Below are 16,086 nucleotides of genomic sequence, written 5' to 3'. Positions count from 1 at the left end.
GTTACAGAAATAAGTTTTGGAATTACCACCACTAACACTTGTACTACCAGAACATAGGGAGTCGAAGTGCCTCCAGTTATTTAAGTTGTAATTAGTCTGTGCATAAGAATCAAAAGACCAGCACGAAAATAAAAAAAGTAGGGGAAGGGTTCTTAGAAAATTTATACTATTCATGTCACTATTCCCTCACCCAAACTTCTTGAATACGCTGTACTTGGTTTATACCCGAACCACAGATTGCTGTTGATTCAATTTTGAAAAAGCCAACACCATCTAGCACACCGATTTGTCGACAAGTTAATTGCTCTACGGTACAGATAGTCGACATCCCACCACTCACTTGGTTTGAGTTTAAGTTGCTACACACAGTGCTCACACTGGTTGAGACCGCAGGCGAAACGGCTAATGGATAAACTTGAGTGAGTGCCCACTCATTAGCGGAATGTGCTAATAACCAAGCCTGTGTTCCAAGCTGTTTGCGAGTCAATGTATCGTGGTTTGACCATTGTACTTGCACTAAAGAAGTCGCAAGAAAGCCCATCACCACAATAACAAATACTGCGACGACCAAAACACTACCTTGTTGGGATGATTTTCTATGGCGCATTGAGTACCTGCACATCTTGTTGGTAAACGCTCACTTCACTATTTTGCTCAAGCACAAGGTCAATATGAATCACACCGCCTCTTTGCAAGCTTGGCTCTTCGTAACGAAAATTACTTTCAGCATAATTTATGCTATCCGCCACAGTGATTCCGTTACGTTGAATTAACCCTTGGTTCTGAATAGTATCGCTCACTAAGCAGTAACTCACCGAGGCGCTCCCATCATAAATATAATGGCGCTGAGCAATAGACTGGCTGCTAAGACTAACCGATGGAGCTGTGAAGACATTATCCGTGGAAACTAACCCTGAGACCGAAATCCGCTTAGTCGAACCAGCCCCTAGCTCCGAGTAATTGGTTGGGTTAATAATTAAAAAATCGTCAGCGTCGAGTATTGGAGAGTTTTGCCCGATAATAAAGTTCAAGTTATCTGTCGCTTCATCAAGGTGGTAGAAACCAGAATATTTAATAGCGTAAAAGGTAAGACATTTCTGAGCAAAAGCCGAAGCAGGCATAATGCTCGAATCAAAACTGTTAGGAACTGCGTGGCTTATCTCGCGCGACATTTTCTCTACAACAAACTGCCCTTTTACTTGCACCTTTTGTCTATCAATTGTGTCGACGTAACCTTTCATGCCGTACTCAACAAAACCTGCGATCGCTAAACCAATCACACCAACAACGACAATCGTTACAATCATCTCAATTAAGGTGAAACCACGTTGCTTCATTAGTAGTTCCCCTTGTAAGCGATAACGCTGTAGCGATTGTTACCACCAAAGATCTGTATCTCAATACGCTTCATCGTGCCAATCGAATTATCATTAATTCCGTCCATGTTTTGATCATAAAACACCGATACTTCGACTCTGAAATTAGCATAACTGCCTTCAATATTTTCATCTAGGATATTAGCTAGCGGATACTTAATTGATGAGACACAAGCTGATTCCGTGGTATCTGTGTACCAACAACCGATATAGTCATCGACATCGTTAAAAGCTGCGGGCGTTGCCTCTGAGCCATCAACGCCAAGTTCATTCGGAGTAGAACAAGACGTAGCACCTGCATCACCACAACGTATAAGACCGCCATCAAAATCACTATGCTCGTCAAAACCACGTGCCAATATTTGATTCATCAAACTCTGACCTAAAGCGACTGAACGGTTTTGATACTGTGGGTCAGCTGAGCTTGCCACTTGTGGTGTTAAAAAGCTGGTAATTGTGACCATCGCAATGCCTAGGACGATAATCACAACAATACTTTCAATCAGAGTAAATCCACGTGAGCGAATCATAAGCAAGTTCCCTCTCGTACATAGCCCTGAGAATTAATACAGACTTGGGCGCTATTGCTCGAAGTGGTTGAGTTAATCGTAATATTAACGCCAGCGCTTACTGAAGGGTTCCCTAATAGATCAAAATCGATAATCGTATTGGCAGGAGAAAATGTAATATCTGACTCACGCACATAATCACTACGAGCATCGGCTTGTGATTTTTGAGCACTATTCGATAAATTTAAACTACATGCCGAAACCGAACCTAAGCAGTCACTATTGATCGCAAGACGGAAACTATCATTGGCAGAAGAAACGTTTGATTGCATTCGATTAACTTGAATTTGACGAATGACGGAGATGGTTTGCTCTTGGGCAGAAACAGTAGAAAAGCTAGAAGTACCAACGAAGCGACTCGCGGCAAAAGTGGAAACAATACCGAGAATAATAATAACGATGATCAGCTCTACCAGAGTAAAGCCTTTAGATATGGGGCTGCTATCCATCATTAGCCTCTCACTGCCTAGCGAATACCAATTATACAAGATAACGAAGTTTGCGATCTTATGTATATGAATAGTTTTAATATTTATGTGTTATAGATAGAAAAAAGGCCAGCAGGTGCTGGCCTCAATCTAAACTAAAAACCTACGGTGCACAGTTTGCGTCTTCTACAACGTTAGCTGTAGCTTCCACATTAGCTGCTGTTGCTTGAGTGTATACAACACAGTTAGTAGTGTATCCGTTAATACCAAACAATGCAGATGTTGCGCCGCTTGTTTTGATAAATTCAAAGTCCTCACCAGCACCTACACCTTGAACAATTGTTTGAATAGCTGTAGATGTTGCTGCTGGGTAACCAAATACCGTATCAACATTACCACTTGTGGTTGTTACTTGAGCCGAAGACAGTGCTTCTTCACCTTCAATAGCAGACTTTCCATAAATAATGCCCGAAGCACCTTGAATAGCACCAGCTAGACCTTCAAGAGTTGCATTCTTCGCATCATCTTGCAGGTTTAGGAAACGTGGTGCCGCAGTTACAGCAAGAATACCTAGAATAACAATTACAACCACTAGTTCGATTAGGGTGAAACCGCCTTGTCTTTTCATAGTTAAGCTCTCTCTATGTTTAATTTTACGCAGACTTACTGCAAAGTTACGGTCACACGACCAGTTTTAATTTCGTAAACAAATTCATGCTCGGTACTACCCTCTAATTGAACGTAGGTACAGGTTGCATCACCAGAATTTGCTTGCGCTGAATACTTGTAGTTTGAGTTGTTCGCTACATCTGCAACAGGGCCCACTTTCGGTGGGTTTTGCAGCAAGTTTTCCATCAACTCAGAACATGTTTGGTCTGAAATATCTTGTGGCGCAGTGCCAGAATTGTTGTTCAGGGTCCATGGATAACCATCTCGAAAATCAGTATCCACATTGCTACTGTTCTTTGATCTTGTTAACCAAAAATCAACACCATCATAATTTACAGTATTGTATGTTTCAACACCTATCTTCTCTGACGGCCTTGCTTCTGCTTCCCATTGTGCTCTTGCCGACAAAACAGCCGTTGCAAAGCCACCAGCGACACCTTCAATGCTTGATTTCTTGGCTTCATCCGTCACGTCGAGAAAACGAGGTAACGCAGCGACCGCCAATAAACCAACGACTACGATCACTATCACTAATTCGACAAGGGAGAAACCCTTTTGATTCTTAAGCATTTTCTACCTACTCATCTAATTATTAACGCGCATTATACATTCGCGCTCGTATAAAACCATACTAAAACTGTCAATATTTTCACAAAGCCAAAATATTGGCTTTCACGCTAAACCTTTCGCTCTTGAGTAATATATCTATCTGATATTTATCACCATAATGATAACTACAATAAAACTGTTTGTTATCACTTTGGTCTTCAACTCTTGGAGAGTTTAGCCCTAGAATGCTCTTCGGTGGATACAATTCATCCAGCCAATAATTACAGTCAACCTCCGAGTCTTGAATGGGCATTATCCACCCAGTTCTGCTGAAGCTTTTTGGGTATTCAGAGTTGCTTTTTTGTTCTGCACCTTTAAGCAAATATTGCTGTTTGAACAGGTTTGCTTGTTCAAGGATACGCTTACTTGCCACGATTAATGCCGTATTGGTCGCATCTTCTTCTACTGACTCCCATGCAGAAAGTAGCCCTATAGTTAGAAAAAGAATAACCACAGTCCAAATCACAAAACGTGAGCGTTGTAGGTTATTTAGCATTCCTTAACCTTTGATTGCATCCAGCATTCCCCACATAGGTAAGAAAATACCGAGAGCAAGAATCAACACCATGCCTGCTACTATGGTCAACAAGATCGGTTCTATTCTTGCGGTCAAGGTTTTAAGATCATAATCGACTTCTCGATCATAATAGTCAGCCACTTCGAGTAATAGCTCATCGATACGACCCGTCTCTTCACCTACCGAGATCATTTGTATCACCAGCGGTGTGAAAATTTCGCTGTTAATCGCCGTCGAAGAAACCGTACTGCCCGCTTCGATAGCCGACTTCATGGCTTGTACCCGCAGCTCTAAAAAGCGGTTATCCAAGGCTTCAGCAGATAGTGCTAACGATTGGTTCAGCGGCACACCCGCTTTCAGCATCAAAGCAAAGGTACGCGAAAAACGTGACAGTAATGCTCGGTTCACGACCCCACCGATGACAGGTATCTTTAAGCGAATCCTGTCCCACTTCTCTAGGCCTTTGTCCGTCTTAACCCAGGCTTTAAAAGCAAAGATAAGACCAAAAATCACGCCGAGCATAATTCCCCAGTAATTAACAAAGAACTCAGACATGCCTATTAAGATACGGGTCGGCAGTGGCAAATCGACGCCAAACCGAGCGAACATGCTGGAGAACTGTGGAATAACCTTGATGTTAAGTATGAACATCGCGATCAAAATAAAGCTGATCACGAAGGTTGGATAGCGCATCGCGGTCTTGATTCGCTTTCGAGTCTCGACTTCTTGTTCGTAGTAACCCGCTAATTGCAACAAAGCCTGATCAAGACGACCTGTATTTTCACCAACACCGATCATAGAAACAAACAGTGGGCTAAATACTTTAGGGTGCATCTGCATCGAAGCCGCCAGTCCACGACCATTGGTTAACTCTGCGACCACCTCTTCAAGAGCAGCCTTCAACTGCTTATTTTCGCAGTTTTGGGTCAGGCCTTTCATCGACCTTAATAGCGGAACCCCCGCTTTAGTTAAGCTGTATAACTGGCGGCAGAACAACACCAGGACTTCAAGTGGCACACTCGGTGAGAATAGAGCAGAGACGTCCATATCTAATACGGAACCACCACTTTTCCCGAGCTTAATCGAGGTTGGGATAATACCCTTACTCATCAAGCTTTCAGCGGCAAGATCTTCGTTATTCGCGTCTAATTGGCCACTGACTTGGCTGCCATCAGAGCTGCGACCTACATAACGATACGTTGGCATATCACTCTACCCCTACAGATAAATTGGGTCAGTTGAGCCTGATGCGTCACCTTCGCCGAGGTTCATTATCTCGTCGAGGCTCACTACGCCCTGCAAAGCCAACTCCATCGCAGAGGCTAATAGTGGTTTGTAGTTTTCAGACTGTCTTGCGGTTTGAGCAAAACCCACAGCATCGTTAGCTCTTAAAGCATCCATCATATTGTGCTCAAGCTCCAACATCTCAAATACACCGATACGCCCGCGATACCCGGTTAAGTTACAGTTCTGACAACCTCGCCCTTTCATGAAAGGAACATCGACCTGGTTAGGGAAACGAACGCTCAGCCACTGTTTGCGCGCCTCGTCCAGCTCGTCATCAACTTTACAGTCGGTACAAACTTTACGAACCAATCGCTGCGCCACTACCGCACGAACTGCACTAGCTACCAAATAACCTGGTGCGCCCATATCCATCATACGCAGTGCACTGTCTACCGCATCGTTGGTGTGAAGTGTACTTAGCACTAAGTGACCGGTAAGTGCAGCTCTCAAACCAATCTCGACCGTCTCATGGTCACGCATCTCACCAATAAGAATGATATCGGGATCCTGACGTAAAAAGGTTCTTAAGATCGTAGAGAAGTCGAGATTGATTTTAGGATTAACCTGCACTTGGTTGATTCTAGGCAGGCGGTATTCCACCGGGTCTTCCGCAGTAATAATTTTTTTACCCGGTTCATTCAACTCACTTAGCGCACCATAAAGGGTGGTTGTTTTACCCGAGCCCGTAGGACCAGTGACTAGAATCATTCCGTGAGGGCGACGCAACTGTTTACGAAGACGAACCAGTAAATCACTCGGGATGCCCGACGCTTCCAGTTTTCGTAAGCCGGCAGATTGGTTCAGCAGACGCATAACCACTGACTCACCGTGCTGCACAGGCATCGTCGACATACGAATATCGACAGATTGACCTTTCGCTCGAATATTGAAACGACCATCTTGAGGAAGGCGCTTCTCTGAGATATCGAGGTTTGCCATCAGCTTTAAACGTAATACCAACGCAGAAGCGATATTCACTTCGTTAAGGAGAGTTTCGTGTAAGACGCCATCAATACGCTGACGAAGACGCAACACATTAGAATCAGGTTCAATATGGATATCAGAAGCACCCACTTGAATAGCATCTTCAAACAGCGAGTTGATCAGTTTAACCACTGTCACTTCATCACTGTCTTCTTCTGCGATATCAAAATCGAAAGCTTCATTAACTTGGTGCTCTGCATGAAGCTGCTCAGCGAATGAGGCGATCTCTTTGGTTCTACGGTAGTAGCGATCAAACCCATCGACCAGTTGCCTTTCTGGCGCCACAACAAATTCAAGTGCGTAATCACCCAATTGACCAAGCAGTGATTCCTGAGCAAACAGATCCGCAGGATCACTCATCGCCACGCGCAGCGTGTCACCTTGACGACCAATAACCAATGCACGAAGACGGCGGGCATGCACTTCAGGTAAAAGCTGAACCGCTTCAACATCAACGTTCGCTCGACTGAGATCGATCAGAGGAATAGCAAGCTGTTGTGACAAAAAGCTTAGCATTTGCTGCTCAGACAAGAAGCCAAGTTCGATCAGAGCATCACCAAGCTTACGACCAGTACTCTTTTGAGAGGCAAGCGCTTGTTCAACTTGAGCCTCAGTGATGATGCCTTCTTCAACAAGCAAATCACCAAGCCTTTTTCTTAATCTAATTTGCATTGCTGCTCTCCTCTAAAGCACTGATTATTTTCAATCGGTCACGCACAAAGCTTTGTGATTGAGATGAGATACCGACTCGGGTTAACGCAGCTTGGTATGATTGCTTTGCAGCAGCAAAGTCTAATTGTCGCTCCTGCTGTATCGCTAAACCTAGCCACCAGCGAGCATTCTCAGAATCAATCTCGACCAGCTTTTGGTAACTCTCCAGTGCAATCTCTTCTTGCTGTGACTTTTGGCTCAGCGCAGCACGCATTGCTAGATATTCTTGAGTTGGATGCGGAGGCATATGTACCAAAGGGCTTAACGCTGCTTCTGCTTGGTCCGCTTTTACCAACAGTTTTGATAAACCCAAACGTAGCTTTTCACTATTGATGTTGAGCTTAATACCCGACTGAAAAAGCTCGTAAGCTTTACGAGTATCACCCTTGCCGAAATAGAGAATAGCGAGCTTTTGACGAACATCCTCATTTCTTGGCGTATAACGAAGTGCTTCGTTGTACCCCTTCAATGCACCAGTAAGATCATTTGCATCTAGCGCCTTCTGAGCTCGCCCTTGAGCATTTACAGAAAGTTGCTCTGGGGTCAGTTCTACTTGTTCAATCAGTATTCCACTATTTTCTGAGTCTTTTGGCTCATTAGAAATAGAAGCTGGGCTGCTCTTCGCAACACTCGCAATCAAGGTCGGCTCAGGAACTTGTGTCGTATTTACTTTTGTTGTTGCTGTCGGTTTCGCTTGTACCTGAGGTTTTGTTATTTGTGGCGTTTTAACCGCTGAATCCACAACTAGCGCCTGATTTCGAGAGCTTTTTTCTGGGGTTACTTGAGTTAGATAGGAAGCATCGACCGTCACTAACTTCTTAGTTGGCGATGACGGAGCTTGAGTAACAATTGCAGGTACTTCTGCCGAGCTATCTACAACAGAAACCTGAACCTGCCTATCTTGAGTCGATATTGAGTTATCTACCGTTGGGCCCTGTGATATCGCCCAACCGCCCATGGCCAAGCTCAGAGTAAAACCTGCAGCTACCCACACAAATGGTGAGCGCGTTTTTACCTTAGGCACGACCGCAGCTTCTATTGCTGTCGCTGATTTTTTCTTTGCCAATTCAGACAAGGCGTTATTAATGACGCTCATAATTAATTCCAACCCCACAGTATTGGCGTTTTAAATTTGGGCTTACACACATCGTAAGTTTCATGCATCGCAGAAAACAGATGTTGGTTATCGATACTTTTTTTGCTTTCACTGAACGACAACAGTAAAGCCTTGTGGCATAGCTGATTTATCAGCCTTGGGATACCTAGTGAAGAACGACAGATCGCCTTTTTTTGATTCAAACTGAACAGTTCTGGGTTGCCACCAGATTTAGCAATTCGGTTATCAATATAAGCCACCGTCTCATCAAGAGTTAGCGCCCTTAATGTCGAACTAAAAGTGATTCTTTGACGAAATTGTCTTAGATGATAAGCCTCTAAACGAGCGTCTAGTTCTGGCTGTCCAAGTAACACTATCTGAAGTAATTTCTTGTCTTCAGTTTCCAGATTGCCGAACAGTCTCAATGTCTCTAGTGCTTCGTCAGAGAGAGCTTGTGCCTCATCAATAATCGCAACCACTCTTAAGCCTGAATTATGCAGTTCAATCAACTTATGTTGAATGTTATCCACCAGCGAGGCTTCGTTCTCAACCTTTAAATCAAGCTCTTTGGCGACAGCATGACGTAAGTCAGCTCCGGACAACACTGGGTTTGGCAAGTAAATTAATGCAGTACAGTTTTTTAGGTGATTGACCAACATCCGACAAACCATAGTCTTACCGGTGCCTACTTCTCCAGTCACCTTGATGACGCCCTCTCCCATCTCTAACGCCGAAATGACCGTTTGAATCGCCTCAAAATGCGGGGCTAATCCGTAAAAAAAATCGGTATTCGGCGTTAAAGTAAATGGCAGCTGTTCAAAACCAAAATGAGCTTGATACATAGGTTCACCCGGCTTAGTGAAGCGCTGCCAATTCAGAAAGTAAGCATTTACTCTTCATCAGGGAACCATTGCTGAAGCAGATCACGAGAACGTTCAAGCTCAGTTTGCCAAGTATTCACACCCACAACCGTCGGTTTAAGCAAAATCACGAGCTCGGTCTTTTGCGTCAACTGATTGGTGTTGCGGAACAAGTGACCCAAAGCCGGAATGTCGCCTAAGAATGGAACCTTAGAAGTCACGTCACTGGTATTTGATTTCATCAGGCCACCAATAACAACCACATCACCATCTTGTGCACGAATCACTGAATCAGACTCACGAATAGAGCTTTTCGCTAAAGGAAGCTGTACGACACCCGTTGTTGAGCCAAGGTTGAGTTCTTTAACTTCTTCTTCGACTTCGATAACCGCAGGGTGGACATGCAAGAATACGCTGCCTTTATCATCAATTTGAGGGGTCACATCTAATGAGATACCAGAGAAAAACGGCGTTAATTCCACTTCAGGTGCTACGTTGGCATTATCACCACTGCCAACCGCACTTGATAAATCTGTGACGTAATACTCGTCTGTGCCGACTTTGATCACCGCTTTTTGGTTATTTGCAGCTGTGACTCTTGGGCTAGAAAGCACATTGAGGTCGCCTTGAGTATCCATAAAGCTCAATACCGCCTCGAAGCTGCTCCCCGATACAACAATATTGGATTGACCACCAAGTGCTGCACCTATAGGGTCCATCCCAGGTAATGTGCCCGGAATAATAGCTCCTGTCGCATCTTTGACTATAGAACCCATGCCAACAGTGTAATTAGTTCCGTTTGACGAGAACATTTTCGTCCAGTTAATGCCCTGCTGGTAACCATCGCTCAACGTCACTTCCATGATTTTGGCTTCAAGGATAACTTGGCGTTGCAAGCGCTGTTGGGAAACACCTAAGAACTCGCGAACCTCACGAATTTCATCAGGGAATGCACGAACCGTAATCACACTCGCTTGAGGTGTCACGACAACACTTTGCCCATTCCCAGAACCAATTAGGTGTGCGACCGCAGCCTCAAGTTGTGGCCAGAAATCACTTTCAGAAGTGGTCTCAATCTCAGTACCGCCGTTCGAGGTAGAGTTTGAATTATTTGAAGAGTTCGATGAATTTGAGTCAGAACTTGAAGAGCTCGATGAACTGTTGTCTGAGTTAGAGATCGTACCCGTCGTTATCGTAGTCAATGAGCGACCAGCACGTTTAACCTGTAAGTAGTCGACAGGGATTGTCACAGTGCGAAGGCCCGCAGGGTAAACTTGAATCACTTTGCCACGCTTTTCAATATCGTAGCCATACATATCCTGAGCCACAGCCAGCACTTCATCTAGCGTCACATCCGTTAGGTTCAACGTAAGCTTTCCAGAAACACTTGGATGAATCGCTGCGCTGTACTCTGTACCTTTCACTAAACTGGCAAAGAAGGTTCTCGCTTCGACACCTTTTGCTTGAATACGAAAACGCTTCACGGTCTCCATTCCCGGAGACATGGCATCGGAATTAAGCTGAGGCATAAGATCATCTTGTACAGACGAAGGCAGGTCGTGAAGCGCCTTGCTGTTCGCTTCATTAATAGATTCGTTTAAAGACTCTTTTATCTCAACGGGATCACGATGCCCCATCGAACAGCCGACCAAAGATGACACTAGGATTGCTACTACAAGTTTACGCATGTCTTCACTCAAACCTTAATTATTCTTAATATCTAAAGAGAACATCTCTAATTTCCACTGCTTAGAGCTTCTCTGCAGAGTGACGTATTCTGAATCTATTTTCTTAACTCGATACCCTCGTATCGTCTCCCCTTGAGCAACAATTTCACCATTGAGAATGGCGTAGCAAGGCGTATCCGCTTTACACACGATGCTCTCTAAAGACGGTAGGCGATAATGAGTTGGCGATTTCTTCGCCGGCGCTGTTTTTTGTTGAGGCGTCATCCACCCCAGAGGTGCCGTTGGATCTTGCTCTGCCGACACCAGAGAGCTGGCAAACAGTAATGACAACAATAGAGTTCTAACCACCGATAAACTCCTGTCTGGTACCTAGCGTGTAAACCTCAAATACAAGTCGAGCTTTCGGGTATTCTTCTACTGTGTATTCAAATGTACGCCAGTAGTAGCTCACAGGAAGAGACTCAAGCGCCTGAAGGTAAGCTGCAATGTCAAAGTAACTACCAGTCAATTCCATTCTCACCGGGTGAAGAAAATAACCTGAATATTCACTGGTCTCTTTGTTGTTCGAGATCGCTTCTGGCTTAAGTGACTCCAACGACTCCAACTTCAAACCGTTACCAGCATTAAGTACACTTTCGAGCAATTGCGACATTTGGGATGGCGAGATCAACCCATCAACCATTTCGGCAAGTTCGAGAGAGAGCTCTTGACTCTCTCGCATCAGTTTTTTGTATTCGAGGTTGATATCTTTATCAGGGTCTTTGTTCAATTTAGCTTGCAGAACAAGTAACTCACCTTGCTGCCTCTGATTTGACTGATTCAAGCTCGTCATCTTGGCGTTTTTAGCTTGCAACTCGAGGTATGCAGGCTCCACCAGCAAAGTAAATAGCAACATAGAGAGACCAACTAAACCACACACGAAAAGCAGCCACTTTTCTCTTGGGCTTAATGCAAGAAACTTATCGCTAAGCTGATTCCACTGCTGCATTACTTGCTCTCCCTACGAGTACTTAACTCAAAGGTCACCACATCTTGATCATTACGACCTATTTTCAGTTTTTCAAAAGAACGACCGACAAGATTAAGCTCATTTTTGAATTGGCCAATCCAGTTGGGGACGACATTAGCATTGCGAGCTAAGCCACTCAGATCTAGCGTGTCATGAGTCATATAGATATGCGAAAGAGAGATGTCATTTCGGCCTAATTGAGCTAAGGAATTCATGACGCCAGAATACCCGACCTGCTGAGACTCGTCGTATTGTCCAACCGCCTTTAGCGCCTCTTTTTTTGCTTGAGTCTCACGTTTGAGACGGTCAACTGCCGCCACTTTCTCAGGGGAGGGTTTATGTTGAGTTAACTTACTATTCAGTTGGTTAACTTGTTTGTTAAGCTGGTTAGAGTCTTGTTGTAACACTGTTAATTCAGTGTCTAAATTGGAAGCTTGATAGTTCATGACAAAGTAGCTGCCAAGCAACAACGCACTAACCACTCCCCAACTCGCAGCCACATTCGCTAACGTAAAATACTCTTTTTTAGGCTTTAAATGCTCAGGGTAAAGGTTGACCGTAAACGTCTCTTTTTCAGCGGCTAATTGCACTAACAAACTTTCAGAGTTTTCGCGCTCACCTTCAACAAGCAAAGAGACCGTTGAGCTCAGCGTATTATTTAATGCACTTTGTAATTCAGCTTCATCCTCTTCATCACAACAGATCTTTAGTTGATGAAGTTGGGTGCCTTTAATTTGAGAAGACAGATAATCAATAGAGCGTTGAAGCTCCAAGGCAAGGCCATCTAATTGCAGAGCACTGGATGCTACTCCAGTTAAAGGGGGTACCACACTACGAATCGTTCTTTGGAAACAAACAGTGTGCTCAACAAACGCACCCAGTTTAAAGTGCGAGTTAGGGCTGCGTTGTAAAAGAATAAAGTTCGACAGTTCACCAGCACTGTAACCCCAAATTTCATCTTCCGGCACCACACCTTTAAGCTCAACTTGCGCCGCGCTTGTAATACTAACCAGCTTATTTAACAGCTTTTTCGGTAATACATACACTTGCAGCTTATTCGAGGTAGGTAAGGCCACCGCACTCGCAGTAATCTCCGTAACTCTCTCAGCAACAAGGTCTTTGAGCAGAAATGGTAAGGCAACCGACCATTCGCTTTCTGGAATGTCGGGCTTATCAAGTTGGTAGGTCTGGTAATAGTTGGCACAAACAATCAGTTGAAGGCTATTACTGGTAAACGCCTCACTATTCAGCGACTTTTTCAGCGCGCTTTCCCAATCTCCATTAACGAAAGGAATACTGGTTACTTGGGATGCTTGCTCTGACGATGAAATATAGACTGCATCATTACCCAACATGACAACTTGAGTGTTGCCATTGCTTTTGCTTGGCTTTAATTTGTCTACAATCGCTTTAAAATTCATACTTAGCTACTACTCTTACGCCATCGATTTCTTCGACCAACTTTTACTACAGACTCAGCTTTCACTGGCTTTGAGCCTTTGTTAGGCAAAGGGATAATTTGTTGTTCTTCGTCGAAATACCTTCCCTGATAACCGTTAATACCTAACTCTATCAAGGTGTTCTTTTCTTGTTTTGTTTCGACTCCCACCGCAATCACTTGAGTTGGAGAGTCACCACACGCCCCAATTAAACTGCGGACGAACAGCTGGTTCTCATGCCTTTGATCGATTTTCTTAATCAAACTTCGGTGAAGCTTTATATAGTTGACCTTCAAGTCCTTGATGTAGTGGGTGCTGACAATGGTTCGCCCAGCTTGACCAACAATCACTTTACACCCAAGTCCTCGCAACATCTTTGCCACCGGTCTCATATAATCAAGATGAGCAATAAGGTGCCCCTCTGGAAACTCAAAAGCGAGTTGTGACCGATGCTGTGCAGAAAGCTGCAACAACTCACTCCTAAACCACTTAAAGTGCTGCTTACTCGCAAAAGGCGTGACGTTAAGGTTCACCGAATAGTGAATAGGTTGAGTCGATTCTTTCAGTGACTTCAACAACACCCTCAACACCGATTGATCCATTTGAGCTTGGTAACCCACTTGCTCCACCGCAGGCATGAAGCGAGAAGACTTCAATAAACCCTTCTCAGGATCCTGAATTCTAGTGAATATTTCTCTATGTAATTCATTAGCTTGACCTAATTCAGACATAAGATAACACCGCTGAGCAAAGATTACTAAATTATCAGGGAGCAGTGCTGTATCAAGTAGTGTTCTCCAGCGAACACTTCCTCTATCGAGCTCATTTTTATTTTGTTTAGGGAAACGACTCCAGTTATTAATACGCTCCAATTGCGCACTTTTTAATGCGGTTTCCGTTTCATCCATGATCTGACTATGACGTTCACCTTCGGTGTACATGGTCACTCCGATATGGCACCAATTATCCGACTCTAAAGGCTCTGGTGGTGTTAGCTTATCAAGTTGCCTTAAACACTGAGCCGCCAGCGTCGCAATATCTTTGGCACCTTGGTGCGGGATAAATACAGCAAAGTCGGCTTCATAATAACGAGAGAAAATAACATCTGGGTAGCGCTGTACGATATTCGATAATACTTCGCCAACCTCAATAATAAAGTTATCTGTAACTTGCTTATCATTATCATCGCATACCTGTTCCCACTCATCGATACGTATTAACAGCACACCACCACGCGCACCACTTTCATGCAGTGCCGATTCAAGCTTGTTATCGAATAGTACTCTGTTGGCGGTGCCTGTGAGTTTATCTAAGAAGGTATGAGTACGAATAAAAGTATCGAAACGACTACGCTCTTGCCGAGCGTCTTTTAACTCTTCAATAAGAACATCAAGAGCTTCACTCGCGGTAAAAGGCCATTCTCGCTCATCACCTTTTGCATGAGCCTCAACCTGACCAGCTAGAATCATTCTTCCACGCTCTTCCAGCATTTCAGAGCCCATTAACTGTTCTTTTAGCCATCGAACGCCACGAGCTAGGCAAAATATAATCAAAGCGACCGCTAAAGTAATCGACCACATTGCTTCCAATGAGTAGCTGTATCCAATGTAAGGAGGCAGAGCCTTAAATTCGATTCGATAACCGGTATTTCGCTCTAATACAAAGCTCTTTTCATAAAGGCGGCTAGGATCAATCTGTGGGGAGGTATCTTTGAAGCGATAAACAATGCCGGTCTTATTCGAGAGTTTCATCTCAACAATGTTGCTTGCTTGCAACATCTTAGGCATCCAACGTTGCATTGAATATGCAGCGTCTGGGTCTTCCATTTCCTTATCTACAACGTCGACAATACCCACCAAATAATGGTCTAAATACTCTTGCCCGATACGCTTAAATGAGAGGGTGCCACCGATAAAAAGAATGAACATCGCACTGATAACTATCACGGTGACAAATGCGACCAATCGGGTGCTCAATTTTAGTGTGGGGGTATATCTCATGAATAACGAAATCCTTTTCAACTCACATTATACCGTATTGCTACTTATACTATAAATTGACGTTGTAAATAAAGCGTTAAGAATTCTAGGTAACAAAAAGCCGCGATAATCGCGGCTCTTTCCAAATTAATACTGTCTTTATAATATATTAAAAACAGGGCTTAAAATGGGATGTCATCATCAAAATCCATCGGTGGCTCATTATATTGAGGTTGAGCCTGCTGAGGAGCTTGTTGAGGTGCTTTCGGCTGCTGTTGAGCTGGAGCACTGTATTGCTGCTGTTGTTGCGGCTGCTGAGGTTGACCCCAACCACCTTGCTGTTGTTGGCCACCCATGCCGCCTTGAGCTGGTGCGCCACCTTGAGCACGACCGCCTAGCATTTGCATAACGCCGTTAAAGCCTTGAACCACAACTTCAGTCGTGTAGCGATCTTGACCGCTTTGATCTTGCCATTTACGAGTTTGAAGTTGACCTTCAATGTAAACTTGAGAACCTTTGCGTAGGTACTCACCAGCAACTTCAGCTAGCTTGCCAAACAGCGCAACACGGTGCCATTCTGTTTTTTCACGCTGTTCGCCAGTTGCTTTATCACGCCATGACTCTGACGTTGCAATGGTAATGTTCGCTACTGCGCCGCCATTTGGCATGTAACGAATTTCTGGGTCATTACCTAGGTTACCCACTAATATAACTTTGTTAACTCCACGGCTAGCCATGATTTGCTCCGTCTAAATTCATAGTCTCAGAAAATTTTTAGCGCACAAGAATAGCATGCTTTTCTGCTGTGATAAATCGCATTCCTATTCTCACCTCACGACAAAGAATAAAAACGTAACAAATCATG

General features: G+C 44.1%; 17 protein-coding genes. All 17 read right to left on the bottom strand.

From position 1 onward, the window contains the following. Window positions 1-178 precede the first annotated feature (178 nt). The 17 genes from F0228_RS03215 to F0228_RS03135 all read right to left on the bottom strand — a co-directional run bounded on the left by F0228_RS03215 (window position 179) and on the right by F0228_RS03135 (window position 15,958). A complete protein-coding gene (locus F0228_RS03215; protein ID WP_105059035.1) occupies window positions 179-607 on the bottom strand; it encodes an MSHA biogenesis protein MshP in 429 nt (142 codons plus the stop codon). After that, window positions 597-1,337: a prepilin-type N-terminal cleavage/methylation domain-containing protein gene (locus tag F0228_RS03210; RefSeq protein ID WP_061033522.1), complete on the bottom strand. Its 741-nt coding sequence runs from the start codon at window positions 1,335-1,337 to the stop codon at window positions 597-599. The genes F0228_RS03215 and F0228_RS03210 overlap by 11 nt, the downstream gene beginning before the upstream one ends. Next, complete coding sequence (locus F0228_RS03205) at window positions 1,337-1,906, bottom strand: type II secretion system protein (protein ID WP_171761894.1); 570 nt, start codon at window positions 1,904-1,906, stop codon at window positions 1,337-1,339. Before F0228_RS03205 ends, F0228_RS03210 begins: the two co-directional genes overlap by 1 nt. Then, entirely contained in the window at window positions 1,903-2,394 is a 492-nt protein-coding gene (locus F0228_RS03200; RefSeq protein WP_171761917.1) for a prepilin-type N-terminal cleavage/methylation domain-containing protein, read from the bottom strand. Before F0228_RS03200 ends, F0228_RS03205 begins: the two co-directional genes overlap by 4 nt. A gap of 142 nt (window positions 2,395-2,536) precedes the next feature. Beyond that, window positions 2,537-3,001 (bottom strand): prepilin-type N-terminal cleavage/methylation domain-containing protein, encoded by a 465-nt coding sequence (locus F0228_RS03195; RefSeq protein ID WP_171366951.1) that lies wholly within the window; start codon window positions 2,999-3,001, stop codon window positions 2,537-2,539. Window positions 3,002-3,036: 35 nt separating this feature from the next. Further along, window positions 3,037-3,612: a prepilin-type N-terminal cleavage/methylation domain-containing protein gene (locus F0228_RS03190; RefSeq protein ID WP_019826964.1), complete on the bottom strand. Its 576-nt coding sequence runs from the start codon at window positions 3,610-3,612 to the stop codon at window positions 3,037-3,039. A 79-nt stretch (window positions 3,613-3,691) separates the two neighbouring features. Next, window positions 3,692-4,147 (bottom strand): MSHA biogenesis protein MshF, encoded by a 456-nt coding sequence (locus F0228_RS03185; RefSeq protein WP_171761893.1) that lies wholly within the window; start codon window positions 4,145-4,147, stop codon window positions 3,692-3,694. 3 nt (window positions 4,148-4,150) lie between these two features. After that, window positions 4,151-5,374, bottom strand: a complete 1,224-nt coding sequence (locus F0228_RS03180; RefSeq protein ID WP_061033517.1) for a type II secretion system F family protein — start codon at window positions 5,372-5,374, stop codon at window positions 4,151-4,153. 12 nt (window positions 5,375-5,386) lie between these two features. Then, window positions 5,387-7,111 carry a GspE/PulE family protein gene (locus F0228_RS03175; RefSeq protein ID WP_105059038.1) on the bottom strand — a complete coding sequence of 575 codons (1,725 nt, stop codon included), beginning with the start codon at window positions 7,109-7,111 and terminating at the stop codon, window positions 5,387-5,389. Further along, window positions 7,101-8,246 carry an MSHA biogenesis protein MshN gene (locus F0228_RS03170; RefSeq protein ID WP_171761892.1) on the bottom strand — a complete coding sequence of 382 codons (1,146 nt, stop codon included), beginning with the start codon at window positions 8,244-8,246 and terminating at the stop codon, window positions 7,101-7,103. The genes F0228_RS03175 and F0228_RS03170 overlap by 11 nt, the downstream gene beginning before the upstream one ends. A gap of 2 nt (window positions 8,247-8,248) precedes the next feature. Continuing rightward, the gene (locus F0228_RS03165) at window positions 8,249-9,088 is read right to left on the bottom strand and encodes an AAA family ATPase (RefSeq protein ID WP_171761891.1); all 840 of its coding nucleotides are present in this window, start codon (window positions 9,086-9,088) and stop codon (window positions 8,249-8,251) included. 47 nt (window positions 9,089-9,135) lie between these two features. Further along, window positions 9,136-10,794 carry a pilus (MSHA type) biogenesis protein MshL gene (mshL, locus tag F0228_RS03160; RefSeq protein WP_019826975.1) on the bottom strand — a complete coding sequence of 553 codons (1,659 nt, stop codon included), beginning with the start codon at window positions 10,792-10,794 and terminating at the stop codon, window positions 9,136-9,138. 15 nt (window positions 10,795-10,809) lie between these two features. Further along, entirely contained in the window at window positions 10,810-11,142 is a 333-nt protein-coding gene (locus tag F0228_RS03155) for a hypothetical protein (RefSeq protein ID WP_019826977.1), read from the bottom strand. After that, a complete protein-coding gene (gene pilO / locus F0228_RS03150) occupies window positions 11,135-11,782 on the bottom strand; it encodes a type 4a pilus biogenesis protein PilO (protein ID WP_171761890.1) in 648 nt (215 codons plus the stop codon). Before pilO ends, F0228_RS03155 begins: the two co-directional genes overlap by 8 nt. Continuing rightward, window positions 11,782-13,224: an MSHA biogenesis protein MshI gene (locus F0228_RS03145; RefSeq protein WP_171761889.1), complete on the bottom strand. Its 1,443-nt coding sequence runs from the start codon at window positions 13,222-13,224 to the stop codon at window positions 11,782-11,784. The genes pilO and F0228_RS03145 overlap by 1 nt, the downstream gene beginning before the upstream one ends. A gap of 2 nt (window positions 13,225-13,226) precedes the next feature. Next, on the bottom strand, window positions 13,227-15,242 hold the full coding sequence (csrD, locus tag F0228_RS03140; protein ID WP_061033510.1) for an RNase E specificity factor CsrD: 2,016 nt from the start codon (window positions 15,240-15,242) through the stop codon (window positions 13,227-13,229). Between the two features lie 161 nt (window positions 15,243-15,403). Beyond that, window positions 15,404-15,958, bottom strand: a complete 555-nt coding sequence (locus F0228_RS03135; RefSeq protein ID WP_061033509.1) for a single-stranded DNA-binding protein — start codon at window positions 15,956-15,958, stop codon at window positions 15,404-15,406. Window positions 15,959-16,086: the final 128 nt, after the last annotated feature.

Source organism: Vibrio sp. 99K-1 (genome assembly GCF_013114585.1).
In the GTDB taxonomy this organism is placed as follows: Bacteria; Pseudomonadota; Gammaproteobacteria; order Enterobacterales; family Vibrionaceae; genus Vibrio; species Vibrio chagasii_B.
This window is presented reverse-complemented; position numbering and strand designations above follow the sequence as displayed.

What these genes read in the sequence shown, in the direction of transcription:
- F0228_RS03175 (WP_105059038.1), bottom strand. Translation starts at nt 7,111, where the DNA reads ATGCAAATTAGATTAAGAAAAAGGCTTGGTGATTTGCTTGTTGAAGAA.
- F0228_RS03205 (WP_171761894.1), bottom strand. Translation starts at nt 1,906, where the DNA reads ATGATTCGCTCACGTGGATTTACTCTGATTGAAAGTATTGTTGTGATT.
- pilO (WP_171761890.1), bottom strand. Translation starts at nt 11,782, where the DNA reads ATGCAGCAGTGGAATCAGCTTAGCGATAAGTTTCTTGCATTAAGCCCA.
- F0228_RS03210 (WP_061033522.1), bottom strand. Translation starts at nt 1,337, where the DNA reads ATGAAGCAACGTGGTTTCACCTTAATTGAGATGATTGTAACGATTGTC.
- csrD (WP_061033510.1), bottom strand. Translation starts at nt 15,242, where the DNA reads ATGAGATATACCCCCACACTAAAATTGAGCACCCGATTGGTCGCATTT.
- F0228_RS03195 (WP_171366951.1), bottom strand. Translation starts at nt 3,001, where the DNA reads ATGAAAAGACAAGGCGGTTTCACCCTAATCGAACTAGTGGTTGTAATT.
- F0228_RS03180 (WP_061033517.1), bottom strand. Translation starts at nt 5,374, where the DNA reads ATGCCAACGTATCGTTATGTAGGTCGCAGCTCTGATGGCAGCCAAGTC.
- F0228_RS03165 (WP_171761891.1), bottom strand. Translation starts at nt 9,088, where the DNA reads ATGTATCAAGCTCATTTTGGTTTTGAACAGCTGCCATTTACTTTAACG.
- F0228_RS03200 (WP_171761917.1), bottom strand. Translation starts at nt 2,394, where the DNA reads ATGGATAGCAGCCCCATATCTAAAGGCTTTACTCTGGTAGAGCTGATC.
- F0228_RS03135 (WP_061033509.1), bottom strand. Translation starts at nt 15,958, where the DNA reads ATGGCTAGCCGTGGAGTTAACAAAGTTATATTAGTGGGTAACCTAGGT.
- mshL (WP_019826975.1), bottom strand. Translation starts at nt 10,794, where the DNA reads ATGCGTAAACTTGTAGTAGCAATCCTAGTGTCATCTTTGGTCGGCTGT.
- F0228_RS03215 (WP_105059035.1), bottom strand. Translation starts at nt 607, where the DNA reads ATGCGCCATAGAAAATCATCCCAACAAGGTAGTGTTTTGGTCGTCGCA.
- F0228_RS03145 (WP_171761889.1), bottom strand. Translation starts at nt 13,224, where the DNA reads ATGAATTTTAAAGCGATTGTAGACAAATTAAAGCCAAGCAAAAGCAAT.
- F0228_RS03190 (WP_019826964.1), bottom strand. Translation starts at nt 3,612, where the DNA reads ATGCTTAAGAATCAAAAGGGTTTCTCCCTTGTCGAATTAGTGATAGTG.
- F0228_RS03170 (WP_171761892.1), bottom strand. Translation starts at nt 8,246, where the DNA reads ATGAGCGTCATTAATAACGCCTTGTCTGAATTGGCAAAGAAAAAATCA.
- F0228_RS03185 (WP_171761893.1), bottom strand. Translation starts at nt 4,147, where the DNA reads ATGCTAAATAACCTACAACGCTCACGTTTTGTGATTTGGACTGTGGTT.